General features: G+C 69.0%; 21 protein-coding genes. 11 read left to right on the top strand and 10 right to left on the bottom strand.

The genetic code is table 11. From position 1 onward, the window contains the following. Positions 1 to 60: 60 nt before the first annotated feature. Positions 61 to 774, bottom strand: a complete 714-nt coding sequence (locus tag ACODR1_RS04700) for an energy transducer TonB (RefSeq protein WP_488879410.1) — start codon at positions 772 to 774, stop codon at positions 61 to 63. A gap of 47 nt (positions 775 to 821) precedes the next feature. After that, positions 822 to 2,873 (bottom strand): TonB-dependent receptor domain-containing protein, encoded by a 2,052-nt coding sequence (locus ACODR1_RS04705; RefSeq protein WP_488879411.1) that lies wholly within the window; start codon positions 2,871 to 2,873, stop codon positions 822 to 824. 236 nt (positions 2,874 to 3,109) lie between these two features. Here ACODR1_RS04705 and ACODR1_RS04710 point away from each other — a divergent pair, with 236 nt between their 5' ends. Further along, positions 3,110 to 3,640, top strand: coding sequence for a dihydrofolate reductase family protein (locus ACODR1_RS04710; protein WP_488879412.1), 531 nt, complete (start codon positions 3,110 to 3,112; stop codon positions 3,638 to 3,640). Between the two features lie 180 nt (positions 3,641 to 3,820). Here the strand turns inward: ACODR1_RS04710 and ACODR1_RS04715 are convergent, their stop codons facing one another. Beyond that, positions 3,821 to 5,617, bottom strand: a complete 1,797-nt coding sequence (locus tag ACODR1_RS04715; protein ID WP_488879413.1) for a DUF885 domain-containing protein — start codon at positions 5,615 to 5,617, stop codon at positions 3,821 to 3,823. Between the two features lie 100 nt (positions 5,618 to 5,717). Here ACODR1_RS04715 and ACODR1_RS04720 point away from each other — a divergent pair, with 100 nt between their 5' ends. The 5 genes from ACODR1_RS04720 to ACODR1_RS04740 all read left to right on the top strand — a co-directional run bounded on the left by ACODR1_RS04720 (position 5,718) and on the right by ACODR1_RS04740 (position 10,681). After that, complete coding sequence (locus ACODR1_RS04720) at positions 5,718 to 6,140, top strand: DUF2946 family protein (protein ID WP_488879414.1); 423 nt, start codon at positions 5,718 to 5,720, stop codon at positions 6,138 to 6,140. 128 nt (positions 6,141 to 6,268) lie between these two features. Beyond that, positions 6,269 to 8,314, top strand: a complete 2,046-nt coding sequence (locus ACODR1_RS04725) for a TonB-dependent receptor family protein (RefSeq protein WP_488879415.1) — start codon at positions 6,269 to 6,271, stop codon at positions 8,312 to 8,314. A gap of 2 nt (positions 8,315 to 8,316) precedes the next feature. Continuing rightward, positions 8,317 to 9,645 (top strand): PepSY-associated TM helix domain-containing protein, encoded by a 1,329-nt coding sequence (locus ACODR1_RS04730; protein WP_488879416.1) that lies wholly within the window; start codon positions 8,317 to 8,319, stop codon positions 9,643 to 9,645. Between the two features lie 2 nt (positions 9,646 to 9,647). Beyond that, positions 9,648 to 10,097, top strand: a complete 450-nt coding sequence (locus ACODR1_RS04735) for a copper chaperone PCu(A)C (protein WP_488879417.1) — start codon at positions 9,648 to 9,650, stop codon at positions 10,095 to 10,097. A gap of 2 nt (positions 10,098 to 10,099) precedes the next feature. Further along, on the top strand, positions 10,100 to 10,681 hold the full coding sequence (locus tag ACODR1_RS04740; protein WP_488879418.1) for an SCO family protein: 582 nt from the start codon (positions 10,100 to 10,102) through the stop codon (positions 10,679 to 10,681). 145 nt (positions 10,682 to 10,826) lie between these two features. On the opposite strand, the gene ACODR1_RS04745 is transcribed toward ACODR1_RS04740, so the two are convergent. Together ACODR1_RS04745 and ACODR1_RS04750 are read right to left on the bottom strand one after the other, a co-directional pair. Then, positions 10,827 to 11,804, bottom strand: a complete 978-nt coding sequence (locus ACODR1_RS04745; protein ID WP_488879419.1) for a zinc-binding dehydrogenase — start codon at positions 11,802 to 11,804, stop codon at positions 10,827 to 10,829. A gap of 32 nt (positions 11,805 to 11,836) precedes the next feature. Next, positions 11,837 to 12,430, bottom strand: coding sequence for a TetR/AcrR family transcriptional regulator (locus ACODR1_RS04750; RefSeq protein ID WP_488879420.1), 594 nt, complete (start codon positions 12,428 to 12,430; stop codon positions 11,837 to 11,839). A 146-nt stretch (positions 12,431 to 12,576) separates the two neighbouring features. On the opposite strand from ACODR1_RS04750, the gene ACODR1_RS04755 reads away from it, so the two are divergent. Both ACODR1_RS04755 and ACODR1_RS04760 read left to right on the top strand, forming a co-directional pair. Beyond that, on the top strand, positions 12,577 to 13,359 hold the full coding sequence (locus ACODR1_RS04755) for an EndoS/ChiA family endoglycosidase (RefSeq protein WP_488879421.1): 783 nt from the start codon (positions 12,577 to 12,579) through the stop codon (positions 13,357 to 13,359). Positions 13,360 to 13,400: 41 nt separating this feature from the next. Continuing rightward, the gene (locus tag ACODR1_RS04760) at positions 13,401 to 14,708 is read left to right on the top strand and encodes a hypothetical protein (protein WP_488879422.1); all 1,308 of its coding nucleotides are present in this window, start codon (positions 13,401 to 13,403) and stop codon (positions 14,706 to 14,708) included. A gap of 57 nt (positions 14,709 to 14,765) precedes the next feature. On the opposite strand, the gene ACODR1_RS04765 is transcribed toward ACODR1_RS04760, so the two are convergent. Further along, complete coding sequence (locus ACODR1_RS04765) at positions 14,766 to 15,518, bottom strand: FadR/GntR family transcriptional regulator (RefSeq protein ID WP_109100550.1); 753 nt, start codon at positions 15,516 to 15,518, stop codon at positions 14,766 to 14,768. Positions 15,519 to 15,627: 109 nt separating this feature from the next. After that, on the bottom strand, positions 15,628 to 16,839 hold the full coding sequence (gene manD, locus ACODR1_RS04770; RefSeq protein WP_488879423.1) for a D-mannonate dehydratase ManD: 1,212 nt from the start codon (positions 16,837 to 16,839) through the stop codon (positions 15,628 to 15,630). 219 nt (positions 16,840 to 17,058) lie between these two features. On the opposite strand from manD, the gene ACODR1_RS04775 reads away from it, so the two are divergent. From ACODR1_RS04775 to ACODR1_RS04785, 3 genes are all read left to right on the top strand, one after another. Continuing rightward, the gene (locus ACODR1_RS04775; RefSeq protein WP_488879424.1) at positions 17,059 to 19,200 is read left to right on the top strand and encodes an alpha-glucuronidase family glycosyl hydrolase; all 2,142 of its coding nucleotides are present in this window, start codon (positions 17,059 to 17,061) and stop codon (positions 19,198 to 19,200) included. Positions 19,201 to 19,419: 219 nt separating this feature from the next. Next, positions 19,420 to 21,621, top strand: a complete 2,202-nt coding sequence (locus ACODR1_RS04780) for a TonB-dependent receptor (RefSeq protein WP_488879425.1) — start codon at positions 19,420 to 19,422, stop codon at positions 21,619 to 21,621. Positions 21,622 to 21,791: 170 nt separating this feature from the next. Further along, a complete protein-coding gene (locus ACODR1_RS04785; RefSeq protein ID WP_488879426.1) occupies positions 21,792 to 23,111 on the top strand; it encodes an amidohydrolase in 1,320 nt (439 codons plus the stop codon). A 2-nt stretch (positions 23,112 to 23,113) separates the two neighbouring features. Here the strand turns inward: ACODR1_RS04785 and ACODR1_RS04790 are convergent, their stop codons facing one another. Genes ACODR1_RS04790 through ACODR1_RS04800 form a run of 3 tightly spaced genes read right to left on the bottom strand, consistent with a single transcriptional unit; the run spans position 23,114 to position 24,285 of the window. Further along, complete coding sequence (locus ACODR1_RS04790) at positions 23,114 to 23,404, bottom strand: type II toxin-antitoxin system RelE/ParE family toxin (RefSeq protein ID WP_488879427.1); 291 nt, start codon at positions 23,402 to 23,404, stop codon at positions 23,114 to 23,116. Between the two features lie 8 nt (positions 23,405 to 23,412). Further along, positions 23,413 to 23,586: a CopG family transcriptional regulator gene (locus ACODR1_RS04795; protein ID WP_488879428.1), complete on the bottom strand. Its 174-nt coding sequence runs from the start codon at positions 23,584 to 23,586 to the stop codon at positions 23,413 to 23,415. A gap of 36 nt (positions 23,587 to 23,622) precedes the next feature. After that, positions 23,623 to 24,285 carry a TetR family transcriptional regulator gene (locus tag ACODR1_RS04800; protein ID WP_431307663.1) on the bottom strand — a complete coding sequence of 221 codons (663 nt, stop codon included), beginning with the start codon at positions 24,283 to 24,285 and terminating at the stop codon, positions 23,623 to 23,625. Positions 24,286 to 24,300: the final 15 nt, after the last annotated feature.

Genomic DNA, 24,300 nt, shown 5'->3' on the forward strand with positions numbered 1-24,300 from the left:
CTCACAGGCCACATCCCCCTCCGTCGGCTTCGCCGACACCTCCCCCTTCGGGGGGAGGATCTAACGCGACAACGAAAACTCCACCGGCGCGTCCATCTCGATCCGTTCGCCCCTGATCGTCTGCGGCGGCGCGGGGAAGGGATCCGCCCGGGCGACCATGGCGCGGACTTCGGCGTCGAGCAGGGCATGGCCCGTGGGGCCGGTCAGGCGGCAGTCCAGCACGTGGCCGGCGCGGTCGAGGACGAAGGTCACCTGGGCCGTGCCCTGCTGTTTTCGCATGCGGGCGGCCTTGGGATAGGTCTTGTGGGCCTCCAGCCAGGCGCGGACCCTCGCTGCGTAAGCGGTGCTGGTTCCGGCGTGAGCCTGGACGCTGTCGGCGTCGCGTCGGCCGGCGGGCGGCTTGGCGGCCGAGGCGTCCATGGCCCGGGCGGCGGCCGGCACGGCGGCCTGGGCCGCTGCGGGCGGCGTCGGGCGCGGCGGAGAGTCCGAAGGCGGAGCAGGCGCGGCCGGCGCGGGCGCGGCCTGGGCCAGCCAGCCATCGGGACGCGGCGGCAGCGGCTTGGGAACCGGCTTTTCGGGCTGCGAGCGCTGCGGCGGCGCGGGCTCGCTCTCCGGCGTCGGGGCCGGCGCGGCGTCGGGCGAGGTGGCGTTGTCGACGCTGTCGAGCGCCGGATCGCCCAGCGAGATCAGCATGGCCGCGTCGTCCATGGGCGCGAGGACGGGCCTCTGCTCCCACTGGACGACGGCGAGCCCGAGGGCGCCGTTGATGACCAACGACGCCCCCGTCGCCCAGGCTCGAACGTGCCAGGGCGTTCTCATGGTTAGAAGGTCTTGCCGAGCGTGAGCTTGACCGTCCGGCCCTCGGCGTCGAGCGACGACAGGTGGCGGCGGAAGTTCTTGTCGAACAGGTTGTCGACCCCGGCCTGAACCTCCAGGCCCTTCAGCGCGCCGTCCTGCGGCTTCCAGGTCAGGAACAGGTTGTGCACCGAATAGCCCGGCGTGCGCAGCGAGGCGGTGGTGGTCTGGTTCTGGTCGTCGGCGAACTCGCCGCGCCAGCCGGCCGTCAGGTTATGGCTCGGGAAGACGTAGCCGACCGTCAGGTTCAGGGTGTCGGCCGGGATGGTGTTCAGCGGCGCGCCGCTCGTGCGGTTCTCGCCGTCGATCACCGACACCGCGCCGCGCACGAACAGCTGCTTGGCGCCGTACTCGGCCTCGACCTCGACGCCCGAATAGCGGGCCTCGCCGATGTTGACGAAGTAGCTGGAGGTGGCCGTGCCGCGGGCGATCAGGTTGCTGACGTCGTTGCGGAAGAGGGTGGTCTTGATCCGCGCCTGGTCGCCCTGGCCGAAGAGGTTGCGGAACTGCAGCGTGCCGCCGACCTCGTAGTTGTCCGACTCCTCGGGTTTGAGGTTGAGGCTGTAGTTGCTCGCCGTCGCCGAGGTGCGGCTGTAGATCTCATCCAGCACCGGCATGCGCACGGTGTGGGCGATCGAGCCGAACACCGAGGCCCATTCGGTCAGGCTGTAGAGGGCGGCGATCTTGGGCGAGACGCCGTTGTCCTTGACCTCGCGGCTGGTGGTCACGCCCAGGCCCGGCTGCAGCTTGGTCCAGTCGACGCGCACGCCGGGGATCACGGTCAGCTTGCCGTAGGTGACTTCGCCCTGGGCGAACAGGCCGTACTTCTCCATGTCGCCTTCGGGGTGGGTGGCGGCCCCGTGGTTGGTGCCGGTGGCCGTGCGGCGCGGGTTGCGACGCTCCTGCTTGTAGGCCTGGGCGCCGACCGTCAGGAAGGCGACGCCGTCGCCGGCGAACTGGAACTCCGAGGTGTTCTGGGCGCGGCCCTGCAGGGTCTTGTACGAGAACTCCGACTCCAGCACCCCCGACAGGAAGGTGGTGTCGGTCTGGTTGACCTTGCTGTTGGCGTAGGAGACCTGGGCCTCGAAATCGAGCAGGTCGTTACCCTCGAAAGCGTTCTGGTAGCCGATCACGGCGGTGTCGTCGGTGGTCTTGCGGCGCACGGGCGTCGTGGCCATGGCCTCGGACTGGTCGTAGATCTGGACGCTGTCGTTCTTCCAGTTCTGGTACGAGGCCCAGATGCTGTGGTCCTTGCCGAAGGTGTAGCGGCCTTTCAGAAGGTAGCTGTCGGAAGTGGCGTTGGAGGCCGGCACGACCTGGCCGTTACCGTTCTCGTATTCGTCGCTGCGGCGGCTAGTATACATGCCCAGCACTTCCAGCTTCTCGGTCGGCTTGAAGGCCAGGATGCCCGAGCCGAAACGGGCCTCGGCGTTGCTCTCGACGCCGCCGCGCAGGCGCACGGCGAAGCGGTCGTCGCCCTGCAGGAAGTCCGAGGCGTCCTTGCTGGTGAAGCTGACCACGCCGGCCAGGGCGCCGGCGCCGTAGAGGGTGGACGAGGCCGGACCGCGCAGCACCTCGACGCGCTTGTAGAGCTCGGGGTCGCTGAAGAACGCGCCCATCCGGTACTGCTCGAAGAACTTCGTGACGCCGTCGATCTGCATCAGGATGCGGCTGTCGCTGTCGGCCAGGCCGGTGCCCATGCCGCGGATGTTGAAGCCCTGGCCCAGCGCGCCGACGCCGCCCATGGTGTTGACGCCGGGGATGCCGGCCAGCAGGTCGCCGATGGTCGAGGCCTGGGCCTGGTCGATGGCGTCCTGGTCGAGCGTGGTCACGGCCTGGGGCGTGTCGATCGCCACCTTCTCCTGGCCGGCCGAGACGACGACCTTGCCCAGCGACAGCTTGCTGGTGGTGACGGCCTCCTCGGCCGCGTCGGCGGTCTGGCCGTGGGCGAGGCCGACGAGAACGAGGTTGGCGACGCCGGCCAGCAACAGGCCGCGCGTCCGGTTGGAAATGCGCATACGACTATCCCCGTATTAAGCGAATAAGAATCATTCGCAGTATGTGGGCGAGCGACTCCCGACAGAGCGCCTCGCCGAACGGCGACGCTTTTGGTCGCCTTTCCGCCTTAATGCAAGTGACTCTTAATAGCGAGTTGATGCGCGGCCGCAAAAGTGGGCGAGGGAAGGGGCTTTGCGCCTCGCCGCTTTTCCGCGCAACCTCCGAAAGGCCCTTCGAGAAGGCCGGGGAGATCGCCATGGCCAAGCTCGTCTTCGGAATGAACCAGTCCCTCGACGGCTATGTCGATCACATGGGCTTTGGTCCGGATCCCGTGCTGTTCCAATACTTCGTCGACCAGGCGCGCAGCCTCACCGGCAGCCTATACGGCCGGCGGCTGTACGAGATCATGAGCTACTGGGACGAGGAGCATCCCGATTGGGACCAGCCCCGGCGCGACTTCGCGACGGCCTGGCGCGGTTGCCCCAAGTGGGTGGTTTCGCGGTCGCTGAAATCGGTGGGCCCGAACGCGTCGCTGCTCGAGGGCGACCTGGCTACGGCCGTCCGTGCGCTGAAGGACAGCCACGATGGGGTGATCGAGGTTGGCGGCCCCGATCTGGCCCGCAGCCTGACCGCGCTTGGCCTGATCGACGAATACAAGATCTATCTGCACCCCGTGGTGCTGGGCGAGGGGGCGCCGTTCTTCGCGGGGTCCAGGCCCAAGCTGCGCCTGGTGGACAGCACCCGCATCGGCGACGAGGTCGTCAGGCTGACCTACGTCCCGGCCTGACCGGGGCGGATCTGGTTCTTTTCACTCGTCATCCCGGCCGAAGGACCGCGTAGCGGACCGTAGAGCCGGGACCCAGGGGCCGCCTGCGGTGCGCCGGCCCCTGGGTCCCGGATAAGCCCTGCGGGCTTTCCGGGATGACGAGCCGTTTGGGTGAGAAGGCGCCCAGGGGGGCGCCGAGCCTCAACTCCCCTTCCACTCGTCGATCACCGAGGCCAGCACGTCGAGCGGCATGGTGCCGGCGGTCAGGCCGGTGTCGTGGAAGCCCTTCAGGCTGAACCTGTCGCCCAGGCGCTTTTCGGCGCGAGCCCGGCTGTCGGTCCAGGTGCGCCAGCCCAGCATGTAGCTCGACGCCTGGCCGGGCTGGACGCAGTAGCGCTCGACCTCGCGGGTGACCGAGCTTTCGGCGTCGCCCAGGGTTTCCGACATGTAGGCGATGGCCTTCTCGCGGCTCCAGCGCTTGGCGTGGATGCCGGAGTCGAGCACCAGCCGCGAGGCGCGGAACAGCATCGAGGCGATGTAGCCGAGCTGGCCCAGCGGGTCGTTGTCGTAGGCCCCCATCTCGTCGGCTAGCTGCTCGGCATAGAGCGCCCAGCCTTCGGAATAGCCCGAGAAGATCGGCAAGCGGCGCAGGGTGGGGATGCCCGGCGCCTCCATCATCAGGGCGTTCTGCAGGTGGTGGCCGGGGATGGCCTCGTGGAACACCAGGGTCGGCAGGTCGAAGCGCGGCTGCTCGGCCGTGTCGCGCAGGTTGATCGAGAACAGGCCTGGGCGCGAGCCGTCCAGGCTGGGCGGAGTGTAGTAGGCGCCGGGCGCGCCCCTCTCGATCGACGGCGGGATGCGCTGGATCTTCACCCCGGCCTTGGGCAGGCGGCCAAAATAGCCGGGCAGGCGCTCGCGCATGGCCTGGGTCTTGGCCTCGAGATCGGCCAGCAGGGCGGCGCGGCCGGCGTCGTCGTTGGGATAGAGATTGGCCGGGTCGCGGCGCAGGGCGGCGATGCGGGCGCCGACGGGGCCCTGGGTCAGGCCGCGCGCCTTGAGGATGGCGTCGGCGCGGGCGCTGAAGCGGGCCACAAGCTCCAGGCCCAGGCGGTGGATCTCCTCGCCGGCCAGGTCGGTGGTCGTCGCCGAACGCACGGCGTAGCGGTAGTAGGCCTCGCCGTCCGGCAGGCGCCAGACGCCGGCGTCGTGGACGGCCGTGGGCAGGGCGGCGGTCAAGAGGTCGGCCTGGCGGCGCAGGGCCGGATAGACCTCGGCCTCGACGATCCTGGCGGCGCGGGCCTCCCAGTCGCCGGGGATGGCGGCGGTGCGGCGGGTCAGGCCGGTGACCAACTCCGACCTGGCCGGGGGCGGGGCCAGCAGGGCCGAGAACTGCGAGAGCGTGGTGCGCAGCACGAAGTCGGGCGGGGTGGCCCCCTTGGCGAAGTCGGCGCGGGCGCGGGCGGTCTCCTGGTCGAGCAGCACCGCGAAGGCCGACAGGCGCGACAGATAGGCCTCGGCGTCTTCCTTCGTTTTCACCGGATGGGTGTCGGCCAGGAAGCTGGGCACGGCGCGATAGGCGCCCGACAGCTGCGAGACGATGTAGGGGACGGCGACGCCGACGTTCGGATCGCCGAACGGCATGGCGTAGCTCTGCAGGGTGGTGTCGGCCAGGTAGGCGGCCGAGCGGTGGTTGACCCGGTCCATGCCGGTCAGGGCCTTGGCGTCGAAGGTCGCCAGCTGGGTCTGCAGGTCGACGAACAGCTGGCGGGTGCGGGCGATCCCAGCCGGCGAGCGGTCGTCCAGCTTGCCGCGCGCGGCGGCGTTGGGGCCGGCGTCCATGCCGGTCAGGGTCATCAGCTGCGGCGAGTCGAGCATCGCCTTGCCGATCAGGCCCTCCAGCACGGCGGTCAGGCGTTCGCCCTCGGTCGCGCGGGCCAGGGCGGGGACGGGCGCGGCCAGGGCGGCGGCGGACGCGAGGAAAGAACGACGGTCGATCATGCGGTCGGTTGTACCCTGAGCCGCGTTTCGCGCCAGAGATGATGTGGCTGGGACGGAATGACCAAGGACAATCCGCGCCGCTTGAGCTAAAGCCTGGAGCGTGACCCGGCCGACCTTCCATCGCTGGACCAACGCCCGCGCCGTCTTCATGACGCTCGCGGCGCTGGCGGTCGCCTTGAAGGTGCTGATCCCGGCCGGCTTCATGACCGCGCCGCAGCCCCGCAACGCCTTGCCCTTCGCCCTGGTGCTGTGCACCGGCCAGGGCGCCATGGTCGTCGCGCCGGGCGAGCGCCTGGATCACCAGAAGGACGGCTCGGACGAGAAGCCCGCCGACGCCCCCTGCGCCTTCGCGGCCCTGGGCGTGGCGATGGGCGCGCCGCCTGCCGACCTGGCCGTCGCGCAGGTCGAGTTCGTCGCCTATGCCGCCCAGCCGCAGCCGGCCCGCCTGGTCCACCTGGCCCCCGGCCGGGGCCTGGCCGCGCCGCCGCTGCCGGCCAGGGGGCCTCCCAGCCTGCTGATCTGACCGCCGGTCGCGTGACCGGCGGAGCGCCCGGCCGCGCGCCGGGCTTTCAGCGCCGCGTGCGAGATCGCGCCCGGCCAAGATCCGCCTGCTGATGGTCGCGCAAGGCGCGGCCCTGGGACCTGAAGAAGATGAAATCCGTTCTATTGGCCGCCTGCGCCCTTTCCGCGCTGGCGCCCGCCGCCGCCCTGGCGGCCCCCGACGATAGCGAAAGCGCCGTCTCGTCGGTGATCGTCACCGCCCGCCGCAACGCCGAGGATCCCTCCGTCGTCGCCGAGGCCCGCAAGCGCCTGTCCGAAACCCCAGGCGCGGTGTCGGTGATCTCGCAGGAGGCCTATGCCAGCCGCCAGGCCCTGGCGCTCGACGACATGCTGCGCGACGCCCCCGGCGTCTACGCCCAGCGCAAGTGGGGCGGCGACATCCGCATCTCGATCCGCGGCTCAGGCATCGGCAACGCCAACCACAATCGCGGCCTGCTGCTCGCCCAGGACGGCGTGCCGCTGAACGAGGCCGACGGCTACGGCGACAGCCAGATCGCCGACCCGCTGAACACCCGCTACGCCGAGGTCTATCGCGGCGGCAACGCCCTGCGCTTCGGCGGGGCCCTCCTGGGCGGGGCGATCAACATGGTGACGCCCACGGGCAAGGACGCCGGCTTCAACGCCCGCCTGCGTGTCGACGGCGGCTCGTTCGGCCTGATCCGCGAGCACGCGGCGATCGCCGGTCAGTCCGGCGACTGGGACCTCTATGCGGCCGCCACCAACCAGACCAGCCAGGGCTGGCGCTCGCAGAGCCAGCAGAACATCCAGTTCGCCACGCTGAACCTGGGCCGAAGCTTCGGGCAGGACCGCGAGGTGCGGTTCGTGCTCAACGGCTCCAACATCGCCCAGGAGATCCCCGGCGCCCTGACCCTGGACCAGTTCGAGCAGAACCCGCGCCAGAGCGCCGCCGCCAGCCTCGCCGCCGACCAGGGCCGCAACCAGCGCGGCCTGCGCGGTTCGCTGCGCACGACCTGGCGGCTCGACGAGCACACGGTGTTCCAGGGCGCGGTCTATGCGGTGTGGAAGGACCTCGACCATCCGATCTTCCAGGTCATCGACCAGCAGAGCCGCAACTACGGCGCCTTCGGGCGACTGGACTGGGACGGCGAGGTCGGCGGGCTGAAGGCCGACGCCTATTTCGGCGCCTGGTATCGCCAGGGCGACCTGGACTCGGCCTTCTACACCAACGTCCGGGGCGGGCGCGGCGCGCTTCAGTCGCTGTCGCTGCAGAACGCCAAGGCCGCCGACGTGTTCGGGGAAGGGCGCCTGTTCGTCACCGACCACGTGATCCTGGTCGGCGGCCTGACCTGGGGGCGGGCCGAGCGCGACTATCAGAGCTTCAGGGTTCCCGGCGTGGCCTCGACCTTCAACCTGACCACCGACAAGGACTACGAGTGGGTCTCGCCGCGGGTGGGCGTGCTGTGGCAGGGCGACGACGGCTCGCAGCTGTTCGCCAATGTCACCCGCTCGGTGGAGCCGCCGAACTTCAGCTCTCTGTCGCCCTCGGGAACCGGCTTCGCGCGCATCGAGGCGCAGGAGGCCTGGACCGCCGAGGCCGGCGCGCGCGGTCATCGCGGGCCGTTCACCTATGACCTGACGGTCTATCGCGCCCAGCTGAAGAACGAGCTGCTGCAGTTCGCCACCGACAGCCTGCGCCCGGTCAGCGTCTTCAACGCCGACGACACGATGCATCAGGGGATCGAGGCGGCGCTGGACTGGGACTTTGCGCCGCGCTGGCGTCTGCGCCAGACCTATACCCTGTCGGACTTCCGCTTTGACGGCGACCGACTGTACGACGACAACCGCCTGCCCATCGTGCCCAAGCACTTCTACCGGGCCGAGCTGCGCTACGACGCGGCGGCGCGGTGGTTCCTGGCGCCGTCGGTGGAGTGGTCGGCCAGCGACCAGTGGATCGACTACAAAAATACGAAGACCGCGCCGTCCTACGCGATCCTCAACCTCAACGCCGGCTGGAAGGCGACAGACAAGGTCTCGCTGTTCCTCGACGCCCGCAACCTGACCGACGAGGCCTATGTCTCCAACGTCCAGGCGGCCACCACCTGGACGGCCGCCACCGCCGCGGTCTGGCCGGGCGACGGCCGTTCGGTGTTCGGCGGCGTGACGGTGTCGTTCTGACCATGGCGTCGGGAACCGAAACCCCGGCCGGCGAGGTCTATCGCGCCTTCTGGCGCTGGCACTTCTATGCCGGCCTGCTGGTGCTGCCGGTCCTGATGCTGCTGGCGCTGACCGGCGGGCTCTACCTGTTCAAGGACGAACTGACCGCGATCGTCCAGCGCCCGCTGGCCGTGGTCGCCGACGGGCCGGGCGCCACGCGGCCCTCGGCCTGGATCGCGCAGGCCGAGTTGGCGGCGGGCGGCAAGGTCAGGCAACTGATCGTCCCCGCGCGCGGCGACCGTGCCGTGCAACTGGCGCTCGACACCGACGACGGCGCGCGGACGGCCTATGTCGATCCGCACACCGGCCAGGTGCTGGGCGTCGGCGCGCCTGGCGGCGTCATGGGCGTGGTCAAGCGGCTGCACAGCCTGGATATCGCCGGTCCCGTCGCCAACCTGCTGGTCGAGATCGTCGCCGGCTGGGCCATCGTGCTGGTCGCCACCGGCGTCTTCCTGTGGTGGCCGCGCGGGCGCGGAGGCGGCGTGGTGACTGTGCGCGGCGCGCCGGCCAGGCGCGTCTTCTGGCGCGACCTGCACGCGGTGACCGGCAGCTTCGCGGGGCTGGTGATCGTGTTCCTGGCGGTCACCGGCATGCCGTGGTCGGCCGTCTGGGGCAAGGAGGTCCGGCAACTGACCACCCAGGCCGGCTGGGGGCGCCCGCGTCCGCCGGTCGCGCAGCCGCACCATGCCGGCGAGGCGGTGAGCGAGGGTGTGCCGTGGGCGTTGCAGGCCCATGCCGCGCCCGCCTCGGGCCACGGCCACACGAGCCTCGGCGTCGACGCCGTCGTCGAGCGGGCGAAGGCCGCCGGCCTGAACGACGGCTTCACCCTGACCCTGCCCAAGACCCACGGCGGAACCTGGACGGCGGCCTACATGCCCGACCAGGTCGAGCGCACCCGCACCGTCTATCTCGACGGTGGCGACGGCCGGGTGATCGCCGACCTCGGCTATCGCGACTTCGGTCCGGCCGCCAAGGTCATCGAATGGGGCATCGCCGTGCACCAGGGCCAGCAGTTCGGCCTCGCCAACAAGCTGTTGATGCTGGCCGGCTGCGTCGCCGTCTGGCTGCTGGGCGTCTCGGCCGTGGTCATGTGGTGGAAGCGCCGGCCGAAGGGCCGGCTGGCCGCGCCCGTCCCGCCGGCCGACCGCCGCGCGTATCTGGGGCTGCTGGCCCTCGTTCTGCCCCTGGCCGTTCTCTATCCGCTCGTCGGCGTCTCGCTGGCGGCGGTCCTGTCGCTTGATCTCATCCTGCGCCGCCTGTCCCCCCGGCGGCGCCTCGAGGCTGGAGCCTGACCATGAAGACCCTGCTTATCCCCGTCCTGGCCTTCGCCGCGCTGGCGGGCGCCGCCCAGGCCGCGCCGCCCGCCCGGGTGGCGCCCAAGGTCGCCGTCGACGGCGCCTGGTGCCGGGCCGCGCCCAAGGGCGCGCCGGCCGGCGGCTGCTACCTGACCCTGACCGCCTCGGTCGCCGATCAGCTGGTGTCGGTGGAAACCCCGGCGGCGGCTCGGGCCGAGATCCACACCATGTCGATGGACGGCGGGGTGATGCGCATGCGCAAGCTCTCGGAAGGCCTGCCGTTGCCGGCCGGCCAAGCCGTGGCGCTGAAGCCCGGGGCCGAGCACCTGATGGTCATCGGCCCGAAGATCGATCTCGTGGCGGGCGCCAGCGTGCCGCTGACGCTGCGGTTCAAGTTCGCGCCGCCGGTGGCGATCAACGCGCCGGTCAAGGCCGTGGGAGGCAAGTAGACGTGCGTATCCTGTCCAAACTCGTCCTGGCGGCGGTGATCTGCGCCGCGCCCCTGGCCGCCTGCGACCGCACGGCCGAGCACGCCAAGGCCAACGCCTCGGCCAAGGTCGGCGGGCCGTTCCAGCTGGTCGACCAGAACGGCAAGGCCGTCACCGAGAAGGACCTGCTGGGCAAGCCCACGGCGATCTTCTTCGGTTTCACCTTCTGTCCGGAGGTGTGCCCCACGACCCTGACCGAGATGACCGGCTGGCTGAAGGACCTGGGCCCCGACGCCGACAAGCTGAACGTGGTGTTCGTCTCGGTCGATCCCGAGCGCGACACGCCCGAGCAGCTGAAGCTCTATCTGTCGAACTTCGACCATCGCATCCGGGGCCTGACCGGCACGACGGCCCAGACCGACGCGGCGGCCAAGGCCTACCGCGTCTATCACCGCAAGGTGGCGATCGAGGGCGGGGAATACACGGTCGACCACTCGTCGGCGGTCTACCTGTTCGACGCCAAGGGGAATTTCGTCGAACCGATCGGTTACGGCAGCCCGCCCGAGCGGGGGTTGGCGCAGCTGAAGGCGTTGCTGAAGGGATAGTGCGTGGTCCTCGCCCGGAATTCATCCTCGGGCCGGCCAAAGGTCGGACCCGGGGGACGGGCTCTGGGTGAGGACCACTCATAGCTCCCGGCGCTGGAGAAACCTCACCCTGAGCTTGTCGAAGGGCGAGGTTTCCGCCGTTGAATCAAGGCCGCAGCAGCACCTTGCCGGTCTTGCCCGGGGTCAGAGAGGCCTTCACGGCGTCGGACACCTGGTCGAGGCCGTAGACGCCGTCGGCAGGCAGCTTCAGCTTGCCGGTGGCGACCTGGGTCAGGAGTTCGCCGATCAGCTTGCGGCGCAGGTCCGGGGCCATGTTGGCCGAGACGGTCGAGCCCCAGAAGCCCTTCACGGTCAGCTGCTTGAAGATCACGGCGCCCGACGAGATCTGCATCGGCTCGCCGGTCATCGAACCGAACGAAACGAGCAGGCCGTTCTCGCCCAAGAGGTCGGCCATGTCGCCCGAGGCGGTTCCGCCGATGGAGTCGACGGCGGCCTTGATCGGCGCGCCGCCGGTGATTTCGGCGACCGTCTTCTTCCAGTCGGCGTCGGCGGTGGAGACGGCGTTGTCGATGCCCAGCTCCGCCAGTTCGGCCACGCCCGCGTCGCGGCGCACCAGGTTGATGACGTTGACGCCGCGGGCCTTGGCCAGCATGGCAAGGGTCTTGCCGACCGCGCCGTTGGCGGTGTTCTGGGCGACCCAGTCGCCGGCTTCGACATTGAGGGTCTCGAGCAGGGTGATCGCGCTGAACGGCATGGCGATCAACTGGGCGGCGGCCTCGTCGGGAATGGCGTCGGGCACGGGCACCAGGCCGGCGGCCGAGGCGATGAAGAACTCGGCCCAGCTGCCATGCACGCCGGCTACGGCGAAACGCTGGCCGACCAGGGCGGCGTCGACGCCTTCACCCACGGCGTCGACGATCCCGACCGCCTCGCTGCCGCCGATGGCGGGCAGGGCGGGCTTGTAGCCGTAGTTGCCACGCACGGTCCAAAGGTCGTGATTGTGGATCGGCGACAGCAGGGTGCGCACCCGCACCTTGCCGGGGCCGGGCTCGGGAACGGGGCTGTTGGCCAGGGCCAGGACCTCGGTCGGATCGCCGAACACGTCGTGGATCGCGCTGCGCATGGGTGTTCTCCTTGTTGTTGTGAGGGCGCGGCTCAGGCGGCCGCGAGCAGGATCTCGGTGGTGGCCATCGCCTCGCGCAGGGGCGTCTGGTCCTTGGAAAGCTTGGCCAGGATGGCCGCGCCCAGCCACAGGGCGTACATCGCCCGGGCGGTGGCGACCGGATCGCCGGCGCCGGGAAGGGAGCCGTCGTCGCGGCCCTCGACGATGACGGCGGCGATGCGGCGCACCAGGCGCTCGACCCCGGTGTCTAGGATCAGCCGCATGTCCTCCGACAGGTCGGAGACCTCGGCGCCCAGCTTCACCACCAGGCATCGGTCGGCCATGCCGCAGGCGGTGTCGCCGTCCAGCCAGACCTTCCAGTAGGCCATGAGACGCTGGCGGCCGCTGCCGGGCGCGTCGAACAGGGCGGTCAGCTTGGCCCCGTACTCGGCGCAATAGTCCTCCAGCAGGGCGCAGCCGAACGCCTCCTTGGAGGCGAAGTAGTAGTAGAACGAGCCCTTGGGCACGCCGCTGGCGTCCAGCAGCTCCTTCAGGCCCATGCCGCCGAAACCCTGGCGCAGCACCAGTTCGCGGCCGCTGGCCAGGATGTGTTCGCGGGTGATCTCGGACTTTTTGCGGGCGGTCATGGCCTCGATATAGGAAATAATAGACCGGTCGTCTAGTTATCGGTCTTGCGAATTTTTCGCACCCTTGGGTTGCGTGTGCGGAATCGCACATCTATCGAGTGTGGAAAATTCATTATCGCCCTCAGGTTGTTTTCAGGGGGCTCGGAATGACCAGTCAGACCTTCATGGCCTATTGGCTCGGCTACAACGAGGGCGGTCCGCCGCCCGAGGCCGCGCCGGCTTCGGTAGGCGTCGTGGCGCTGGCCTTCGCGGTTAATGCGCCGAGCGACCAGGGCGACACCATCACGCTCGACTTCCTGACCAGCAAGCACAGCGCGCAGGAGATCCGCGCGGGCGCCAAGGCGCTGCAGGCGCGGGGCGTCAAGGTGCTGATGTCGATCAACGGCAAGCCGAACTGGGACGGGCACCCGGGCGGCTGGGGCAATCTCGACCCGACGGCCTATGCGGCCAACGTCAAGGCGATCGTCGTCGACGACTGGGGCCTGGACGGGGTGGACCTGGACAACGAGGACGTCTCCTACACGCCCGACGAAAACTTCGTCGAAGTGATCAAGGCGCTGCGCGCGGCGCTGGGGCCGGACGCGCTGCTGACCCTGCCCGTCTATCTGGGCGTGACCCGCGACGCCTACCTGGCGCAGGTCAAGGACCAGATCTCGTTCGTCGCCACCATGGCCTACTGGAACGACGTGCAGGGCCAGACCGAGATGTTCGACCAGTACGCCGGGCTCGTCGGGCCCGGGAAGGTCGCCATCGGGGTCGCCGACGCCGCCAACGCCGGCCAGAACACCGCCTTCGCCGACTTGGCGCCCCTGGCCAGCTGGAACCCGCCCGGGGCGTCCAAGGCCGGGATCATGCTCTGGAACCTCAATGCGCCGCCGACGGACCAGACCGCCGAGTGGTGCGCCGAGATCTCCGAAAACCTGTCCTGAGTGCGAGTTCGAAAACCGAGTTCAATCAAGGAGGAAACATCATGAACGCCATCGTCTCGACCGACACCGCCGCCATCGGCCTCGTGCTCGGCGCCGCCGTCTTCAACACCTCGCCGCCGACCACCCAGGGGCTGTCGATCTCGGCCCTCGGCGGCTCGCCGGCCGGCGACCACCAGCGCCTGGGCAACAACGACGCCGTCACCGTGCAGTTCAACCTGGACGCCGACGCCTTCACCAAGACCCTGGCGGTGCGGGTGAACGGCTTGGTGTCGCGCAACGGCAATCAGGAGGGCTTCTCGCCGATCTCGCTGCAGGTCAACGGCGGCCAGATCGTCTCGGGCTTCACCATGCCGGGCGGCGGCTTCGGCCCGCAGGACGCGATCTTCCCGATCCCCGCGGCCCTGCTGAAGGCCGGCCCCAACGCCCTGCAGCTGCAGGTGGCCGGCAACGCCCAGACCTTCTTCTGGCTCTACGGCCTGGAGATCGACTTCGTCTCGGGTCCCTATGTCGGCAAGGCCCTGGCCGCCAATCTGCGGGTCTCGCCGGTGGCCCTGAGCCCCGGCCTGTCGATCACCACCAATGGCGGGAGCTTCGCGGGCGATCACTACAAGTACGCCCAGAACACCAGCTTTGGCCTGCAGTTCTCGCTGACCGACCTTGGTCCGGGCGCGCAGGTCAGCGTCGCGCTGTACGGCCTGGTGTCGCGCAACGGCAACCAGGAAGGCTATTCGCCGATCTCGCTGATCTTCAACGGCAAGCCGATCCTGGCCGACTACACCGTGCCGGGCGGCGGCTTCGGGCCGCAGTGGGTCGAGGTGGCCGTGCCCGCCGAGCTCTGCGTGTCCGGCGCCAACACCATCGTCCTGACGGTGTCGCCCAACGCCACCACCTTCTTCTGGCTCTATGACTTCGCCGTCTCCAAGGGCCAGTTCTACACGCCGGTCGCCACGGCCGACTTCTCGGTCTCGCCGCCGAAGACCAACCAGCTGACGGTCTCGCAGAACGACGGCAGCTTCGCCGGCGACCACGTGAAGATCGCCCAGAACGGCGTGGTGTCGGTGACCTACCAGGCGGCCTCGGCCTCGGCGGCGCTGATGTTCGAGTTCGACGGGCTGGTCTCGCGCAACGGCAACCAGGACGGCAACGCCCCGGTCAGCCTCAGCGTCAACGGCACGCAGATCATCTCCAACTACGTCGTGCCCGGCGGCGGCTTCGGCTACCAGGCCAACTACTTCGTGGTGCCGCCGCAACTGGTGAAGGCCGGCGCCAACACCTTCAGCCTGCAGGTCGCCAGCACCGGCACGACCTACTTCTGGCTCCGCGGCATGGCCGTTCGCACGCCGACCTGAGGTCGCGGGCAGGCTCGCAACCGCGCCCCGGCGGTCTTCGCCGGGGCGTTTTGCGTTCTAGATCGCCACGCGCTTGGCGATGGCGTCGCGGCGGGCGTTGGTTTCCTGCTGGGCGCGCTCGACGGCCTCGGTCTCGGTGGCGTGCAGCAGGTGCTCGATGACCCGTTCGAGGTGGTCGCGCATGGCCTGGCGGGCGGCGGCGGGATCGCGAGCCTTCAGGGCCTCGACCACCCGGCGGTGCTCGGCGATGCGCGGCTCCAGCCCCATGCCGCGGGCGCGGGTCAGGATGTTGCGGGCCAGGGCGGAGCGGTTGCGCCAGTCCCACAGGTTCTCGATCGTGGCGATGATGGCGCCGTTGCCGGTGGCCGCGGCGATGACCAGGTGGAACTCGCGGTCGGCGTCCTCGCCGCGGATCTCTTCCTCCTCGTGCATGCGCTCGAGCAGGCTTTCCAGCTGGGCGATCTGCTCCTCGGTGATCGAGGTGGCGGCCAGGGCGGCGGCCTCGCCCTCGAACAGGCGGCGGGCCTCGATCAGTTCGAAGGCGCCGATCTCGGTCTCGCGCTCGGCCGCCTGCGGGGCCACGGGGCGGACGTCGCCGGTGACATAGATGCCCAGGCCGTGGCGGGCCTCGATCATGCCCAGCATTTCCAGGGCGATCATAGCCTCGCGCAGGGTGGGGCGGGAGACGCCGAACTGCTCGGCCAGTTCGCGCTCGGTCGGCAGGCGGTCGCCCAGCTTATACTGGCCGGCCTCGATGGCGTCGGCGACGGTGTCCGCGATCTTGCGGTAGAGCTTGACGTTGTCCGACATGGCTTCCTGGAATCGACGCTCGGAACCGATGGTCCCTCACCGATAGCATAACCCTTGTCGGACGCCGCCGCTATTTGGTCTGACAAGATCGCGTCAGCGATCTCACCACCTACCAGTCGTGCATCGAGCCGTCCTCGCGACGGGCCACCGGCAGATAGGCGCGGCTGTAGGGATACTTCGCGGCCAGGTCCTCGTCGATGTCGACCCCCAGGCCGGGCGCCTCGCCGGGATGCAGCATGCCGTCCTCGAAGCTGTAGGCGTGCGGGAACACCGCGTCGGTCTCGGCCGTGTGGCGCATATATTCCTGGATGCCGAAGTTGGGGATCGACAGGTCGAAGTGCAGGGCCGCGGCCATGCAGACCGGCGACAGGTCGGTGGCCCCGTGGCAGCCGGTGCGCACGCCGTGCATGTCGGCGAAGGCGGCCACGCGGCGCAGGTGGGTGATGCCGCCGGCATGGACCACGGTGGCGCGGATGTAGTCGATCAGCTGTTCCTCGATCAGCTGCTTGCAGTCCCAGATCGAGTTGAACACCTCGCCCACGGCCAGGGGCGTCGTCGTATGCTGGCGGATCAGGCGGAAGTTGGCCTGGTTCTCGGCCGGGGTGGCGTCCTCCATCCAGAACGGGCGATAGGGTTCGAGGTCCTTGCCCAGGCGTCCAGCCTCGATCGGGGTGAGGCGATGGTGCACGTCGTGCAGCAGGTGGACGTCCCAGCCCAGCTTTTCACGCGCGGCCTCGAACAGCGGCGGCACGCTGCGCAGGTACTTCTCGGTCGACCACAGGCTTTCGCTGGGCAGGGCCGCGTCGGCCGGCTCGTAGAAGAAGCGGTCCTTGGAGACGCCGTAGACGGTCTTCAGGCCCGGCACGCCCGACTGCAGGCGGATGGCCCTGTAACCCTGCTCGGCATAGACGGCGGCGTTGTCGAGGGTCTCCTCGATGCTGGCGCCGTTGGCGTGGCCGTAGACCATGACGCCGGTGCGGCAGGCGCCGCCCAGCAGCTGATAGAGCGGCAGGTTCGCGACCTTGGCCTTGATGTCCCACAGGGCCATGTCGACCGCCGCGATCGCCGACATGGTCACCGGCCCGCGCCGCCAGTAGGCGCCCTTGTAGAGGTACTGCCAGATGTCCTCGATCTGGTGGGCGTCTCGGCCGATCAGGCAGGGAATGACATGGTCGTTCAGATAGCTGGCCACTGCCAGCTCGCGCCCGTTCAGGGTGGCGTCGCCGATGCCGTGGACGCCGTCGCTGGTCTCGATCTTCAGGGTGACGAAGTTGCGCCCCGGGCAGGTGACGATGACCCTGGCGGCGGTGATCTTGAGCATCGGCGTCTTTCTGCGGCGGCGCCGGTAGGGCCGGCGACGAGGTCTTGGCGGGCGCTGGGCCCGCGAGCGATCTTCCTCCTTTCGTTTAAACGCGGCGGGGAGGTTGTCAATCCATTGGTCTGACCAATAAGGTGCAGGAGACTCGACCACCTCGCCGGACATGCGGCGACAGCTCAGGCCGCGAAGACGGCCGACCCAGATGATCGACGGGGAGATGCAATGCGACCCAGCCACCTGCTCTACGGGCTCTGCCTGGCCGCCGGCCTGCTGCTGGCGCCGCTGATCGCCCGGGCCGAGGACGGTCATGGCCTGTGGCTCCGCTATCGAACGGTGGAGGCGAGCGCGGCGGGCGCCTATCGCGCCTCGGCGGGCGCCGTTGGGCCGGTCGCCGATACGCCGACCCTGAAGCTTGCCCGCGCCGAGCTCGAACGGGGTCTGGCGGGCCTGCTGGGCGAGCGCCGCGACGGGGGCGGGGAGATCCTGCTGGGCACGCCGAAGTCCTCGCCCCGGATCGCCGCCCTGAAGCTGCCGCTTGAGGCCGCCGGGGACGAGGGCTACCGCATCCGCGCCGTCACCGAGGCGGGAAGGCCCGTCACTGTGATCGCCGCCAACGCCGAGGTCGGCGTGCTGCACGGCGTCTATCGCTACCTTGCGCTGATTCAGACCCGGCAGGCGCTCGACCGGCTGGACCTCGTCGACGCCCCCAAGGTCCGCTACCGCCTGCTGAACCATTGGGACAACCTGGATCGCAGCGTCGAGCGCGGCTATTCGGGCCAGTCGATCTGGGACTGGTGGCGGCTGCCCGACGTCAGGGATCCGCGCTATGTCGACTACGCCCGCGCCAACGCCTCGATCGGGATCAACGGGGCGGTGCTCAACAACGTCAACGCCAAGTCCGACAGCCTGACCGCGCCCTACATCGCCAAGGCCGCCGCCCTGGCCGACACGTTCCGGCCCTATGGGATCAAGGTCTATCTGTCGGCCCGGTTCTCCTCGCCGATCGAGATCGGAGGGCTGAAGACCGCCGACCCGCTGGATCCGGCCGTGCGGGCCTTCTGGAAGGCCAAGGCCGACGAGATCTACAAGGCCATTCCCGACTTCGGCGGCTTCCTGGTGAAGGCCAATTCGGAAGGGCAGCCGGGCCCGCAGGACTATGGCCGCACCCATGCCGACGGGGCCAACATGCTGGCGCAGGCGGTGGGGCCGCACGGCGGGATCGTGATGTGGCGGGCCTTCGTCTATTCGCACGAGCAGCCCGACGACCGCGCCAAGCAGGGCTATTCGGAGTTCAAGCCGTTCGACGGCCAGTTCGCGCAGAACGTCATCGTCCAGGTCAAGAACGGGGCGATCGACTTCCAGCCGCGTGAGCCGTTCCACCCGCTGTTCGGGGCCATGCCGAAGACCAACCTCGGCATGGAGTTCCAGATCACCAAGGAATATCTCGGCTTCTCCACGCACCTGGCCTACCTGGGACCCATGTGGGAGGAGGTGCTGAAGGCCGACACCTTTGCCGCCGGCCAGGGCTCGACCGTGGCCAAGGTGGTCGACGGCAAGCTGCACGGCTATTCGCGCACCCTGATGGCGGGCGTGGCCAATATCGGGACCGACCGCAACTGGAGCGGCTCGCAGTTCGACCAGGCCAACTGGTACGCTTTCGGGCGCCTGGCCTGGGATCCGGAAGCCTCCTCGGAAGCCATCGCCCGCGACTGGGCGGCCATGACCTTCTCGCCCGACAGGCGCTTCACCGGGCCGGCCGTGGCGATGATGATGGGCTCGCGCGAGGCGGTGGTCGACTACATGACCCCGATGGGCCTGCACCACCTGATGGGCCGCAGCCACCACTATGGGCCTGGACCCTGGGTGGCCGGCGGCGAGCGCGCCGACTGGACCAGCGTCTACTACCACAAGGCCGACAGGGCCGGGATCGGCTTCGATCGCACGGCCAAGGGCAGCGACGCCGTCGCCCAGTACGCCCCGCCGGTGGCGGCCGCGTTCTCGGATCTCTCGAAGATCGACGAGAAGGACCTGCTGTGGTTCCACCACCTGCCGTGGGACTACCGCACCAGGTCCGGTCGCCCGCTGTGGGACGAGCTGGTCACGCGCTATTCGCGCGGGGTGAAGGCGGTGGGGGGCATGCAGGCGACCTGGGCGGATCTGGCGCCTTATGTCGACGCCGAGCGCCACGGCGAGGTGGCGACGTACTTGGCCATCCAGCGCCGCGAGGCCCAGTGGTGGCGCGACGCATCGGTGGCCTATTTCCAGTCGATCAACGGCCTGCCCCTGCCAAAGGGCGAGGCGCCGCCGCCGCTGAGCCTGGAGGCCTACGAGGCGATGGCCTTCCCCTACGCGCCGGGTATCTAACTCAAGGTCCGCCATCCCCTTAGCTCGTCATCCCGGCTCTTCGCTTCGCTGCGGCCGGGATGACGGCGGTGGGGGCGATGGTGTGCTTGTTCGGTAGGCGTAGATATCGATTCAAATAATATCGATACAAAAGCGTTGACATATTTTCGACGCCGACCCCAGCCTGGGAACCGACCCGCCTTCAGAGCGGGCGCTCTCATGCATGCACTGGGGAATGTTATGCGTACCGACCTGAAGATCCTGCTTTCCACGGCGGCGCTCGCCGCCCTGGCCGCGCCGCTGGGGGCGGCCGCCCAGACCAGTTCCAAGCCCGCAGCCGACGAGACCGTCGAGGAGATCGTCGTCACCGCGCTCAAGCGCTCGACCACGCTGCAGACCACGCCGATGAGCATCAGCGCCGTGACCGGCGACAGTCTGCAGAAGATCGGCGCGACCGGCCTGCAGGACTATTTCCGCTCGGTCCCGGGCGTGAACCTGACGCAGGGCCAGCTGGGCCAGAGCCGCGTGACCATCCGCGGCGTCCAGGGCTCGGGCGAGGCCACCACCGGCCTCTATTACGACGAGACCTCGGTCACCGGCCCCTCGGGCACCACCCAGGATCCGGCCAACAACGCCGCCGACCTCAACCTGTTCGACGTCGAGCGCGTGGAGGTGCTGCGCGGCCCGCAGGGCACGCTGTACGGCGGCGGCTCGATGGGCGGCACGATCCGGGTGATCTACGCCAAGCCCGACAGCAGCCAGTTCGGCGCCTCGATCGAAGGCCAGGCCAGCGCCACCAAGGGCGGCTCGCGCGGCTCGTACCTGAAGGCCATGGGCAACATCCCGCTGATCGAGGGCAAGCTGGCCGCCCGCATCGTGGCCTATACCGAGGACCGTCCGGGCTTCGTCGACAACGTCCGCACCGGCGCCAAGAACATCAACGACAGCCACGCCGACGGCTATCGCGCCATGCTGGGCTTCACGCCCACCGACGACATCTCGCTGGTCGTCACCAAGGTTCACCAGAACTCGTCGGCCGACGACCTGGAAGGCTGGTACGACCGCCTGGGCGGCTACAACACCGACAGCGCGGTTAAGCTGCCGCTCGACACCGAGATGGACATGACCAGCGTCACCGGCAAATGGTCGAGCCCGGTCGGCGAGGTCACCGCGTCGAGCGCCTACTACAAGTACGACATGCTGCGGACGATCGACTTCACCCCGCAGTACCGGCCCTATATCGGCAGCGCCAACGGCGTGATCGGCTACCAGCCGGCCTATCTGGGCGCCTGGAACCACGAGCTGCGGCTGTCGTCGAAGGGCGAGGGTCAGGTCCAGTGGACGGTCGGCGGCTACATGGAGCTGCGCAAGGACCACATCGACAGCAACACGGTGCTGACCAGCCTGACCACGGGCCAACCCTACAGCCCGATGCAGTACCTGCAGGGCCGCTACGTCAACACCGGCGTCAAGCAGACCGCCCAGTTCGGCGAGGCGACCTGGACGCCGCCGCAGGTCGAGGGCCTGTCGCTGACGGTGGGCGCGCGCCACTACGACTACACCAAGACCACCGGCAGCGCCGGCACCCAGCGAAACGTGCTGACCGGCGCCGCGCCGGCGCCCTACACCGAGCAGACCGCCGAAGCTTCGGGCTGGGTCTACAAGTTCAACGCCAGCTACAAGCTCACCTCCGACGTCATGGTCTACGCCACGGCGGCAGAGGGCTTCCGACCGGGCGGGGCCAACAACGTGCCGGGCCTCAACGGCGCGCTGGTGGTCTACAATCCCGACAGCCTGTGGAACTACGAGGCCGGCGTGAAGACCACCTGGCTGGGCGGCAAGCTGACGGCCAACGCCGCGGCCTACCGCATCGACTGGAAGGACCGCCAGACCAGCGCCATGACGGCCGACGGTCTCTACCAGTTCATCACCAACGCCGGCGCGGCGCGGATCGAGGGCCTGGAGCTGGAGGTGGCCGCCCGCCCGATCCACGGCCTGACCCTCAACGGCTCGATCGGCTACACCAAGGCCGAGCTGACCGAGGACCAGGCCAACGCCAACATCCTGGTCGACGGCTCGACCGGCAGGAAGGGCGACCGTATCGCCAACGTGCCCGACTGGACGGCCTCGGCCTCGGCCCAGTACGTCTGGCCGTTGCCGGTGGCGGGGCTCAACGGCCTGCTGCGCGCCGACTACGCCTATACCGGCGAGATGGTTTCCACCTTCCGTCCGACCTACGTCTATTTCGACAAGTTCGGCAGCTTCTCGACCGTGAACCTGCGCGCCGGCGTCGAGGGCGAGGACTGGGGCGTCTACGCCTTCGTGACCAACCTCACCGACGCCGAGGGGATCATGAACAAGAACAGCAACGTCGGGTACCAGGACCTGCTTTATGGGTTGACCCCGCGCACCGTCGGGGTGAACGCCCGTAGGAAGTTCTGATAGGGCGCTTCCGGGAACCTCGTCCTTCGACAAGCTCAGGATGAGGTTCCCGACTGCCCATCGCCTTGCCAGTAGCCCTCTCCCTGAGCTTGTCGAAGGGCGAGGGCGGCTCCTCCAACGGAGCCCTTTGCGTATCTTCACGAGGAGGCGCGGATCTGTCCGCGAACCGCATGACCTTGACCCCGAAGCTCACCCTCGCCGCCGCCATGGCCCTGCTGGCCGCGCCGGCGTTTGCGGCCCAGCTGAACGTTCCGGCGACCAAGGCCGCCATCAAGGCCCAGCTCGACCGCGACTACCCGCAGCTCGACGCGCTCTACAAGGACCTGCACGCCCATCCCGAGGTCGGCTTCCAGGAGGTCGAGACCGCCAGGAAGCTGGCCGAGCAGATGCGGGCGCTGGGCTTCACGGTCACCGAAGGCGTCGGCAAGACCGGCGTGGTGGCGGTGCTGAAGAACGGTGAGGGGCCCAGCGTTCTGGTCCGCACCGAGCTCGACGCCCTGCCGATGGAGGAGAAGACGGGCCTGCCCTACGCCAGCCGCGCCAAGACCACCTGGAACGGCGCGGAGGTGTTCGTCGCCCACTCGTGCGGTCACGACGTGCACATGGCCGCCTGGATCGGCGCGGCCCGCCAGCTGGTGGCGCAGAAGGCCAAGTGGAAGGGCACGCTCGTCTTCGTCGCCCAGCCCTCTGAGGAGACGGTCAGCGGCGCCAAGGCCATGATCAATGACGGCTTCTTCCAGAAGTTCGGCAAGCCCGACTACGGTTTCGCGCTGCACGTCGGCCCCGGCGCGGCGGGGCAGGTCTACTACAAGGCCGGGGTCCTGACCTCGACCTCCGACGCCCTGGAGCTGACCTTCAACGGCCGCGGCGCCCATGGCTCGATGCCCGCCGCCTCGATCGACCCGGTGATGATGGCCGCCCGCTTCACCGTCGACGTGCAGAGCGTGATCAGCCGCGAGAAGGATCCGGCCGCGTTCGGCGTGGTCACCGTCGGTTCGATCCAGGCCGGCAGCGCCGGCAACATCATCCCCGACAAGGCCAAGGTGCGCGGCACGATCCGCACCCAGGACGACGGCGTGCGCGACAAGATCCTGGCCGGGGTGACCCGCACCGCCAAGGCGGTCGCCGAGATGTCGGGCGCTCCGGCCCCGGATCTTGAGATCGTTCCGGGCGGCAAGGCGGTGGTCAATGACGCGGCCCTGACCGAAAAGACCGCCGCCGTCTTCAAGGCCGCCTTCGGCAAGGACGCGGTGGCTGTGCCCAGCCCCGGCTCGGCCAGCGAGGACTATTCGGAGTTCATCATCGCCGGTGTGCCGTCTGTCTATTTCTCGATCGGGGGCTTCGATCCCAAGGCGATGGCCGACGCCAAGGCGGCAGGCAAGCCGCTGCCCGTCAACCATTCGCCGTTCTTCGCCCCGGTTCCCGAGCCCAGCATCCGCACGGGGGTCGAGGCCATGACGCTGGCGGTGATGAACGTGATGGCGAAGTAGGGTCAGTCGGGGCGCTCGGCCCCGTGCTTGATCCGGATGACCTGAACGATCGCGCCCTTTACGCGGTAGCGCACCACGTAGGGCGCGATCACCACCAGTTCCCGAGCTTCGCCCGCTGGTCTGCCTCGATGGGGGTGTTCGGTTAGGGCTTCGACGGCGGCGACCAATCTAAGAGCCAGCCTCTGAGCGGCGATTGGCCTGACCTGGCCGATATAGGTTCGAATGCCCTCAAGATCGCGTCGGGATCTCACCGACCAGACGACGCGGAAAGCGGGCGGGTCGTGATCGGCCATGCAGCAGCTTAGTCGGTCTTGGGCGGCGGAATTTCCTCGGGCGTGCCCCAGGACAGAAGCCACGCCTTCATGTGTTCATGCGAAATCACCCGACCCGCATCCAGGTCTGCCAGACCTTCGGCGTCGGCCGCAGCCTCGGCGGCGGCGTCGTCGTCGTCGAAAATGGACGGTTCGGCTTTCATTGTTCGCTTAGCTTAGCACGAAATCCGCCCAACGCCTCAAGCCGCCGTCAGATACCCCTCCAGCACGTCCAGCGCGTGCTGGAGCCTGGCGCGGCGCCATTCGGCGGTGCTCATGTCGGTGTCGAGCGTCACCGACAGCGACCAGCCGTTGGCCAGGTGGAAGCGGCTCATGGCCGCGATGGTGACATAGATCTGGATCGGGTCGAGGTTGTCGCGGAACAGGCCCTGTTCCTGGCCGCTCTCGATCAGGCGCTCGATGGTGCGGCGCAGGGGGAAGGCGGTCTCGGTGACCTTGCGGCTCTGCGCGACGAACTTGCCCTGCATCAGGTTCTCGTTGCGCAGCAGGCCCTCGAACCGGGGATTCTTCTCGAAATACTCGAAGGTGAAGCGCTGCAGTTCGAGGAAGCCTTCGAGCGGCTTGTCGAAATCGATCTTCAGCTCGGCCTCGCGGTTGCGCAGGTCCTCGTAGGCGGCCTCCAGCACGGCGACATAGAGACCCTTCTTGTCGCCGAAGTAGTGGTAGAGCATGCGGATGTTGCACTTGGCGGCCTTGACGATCCGCTCGATGCGCGCGCCTGCGAAGCCGGCCTGGGAAAACTCCTTCGACGCAGCCGACATGATCGCCTTGCGCGTCCGTTCGGCGTTGCGCTTGCGCGGCGCCGGGGCATCGGGGGCGGCCTCGTGATCGGCGTCTGACAAGGCGAGTGTCTCCAG

Source organism: Caulobacter sp. FG7 (assembly GCF_057808875.1).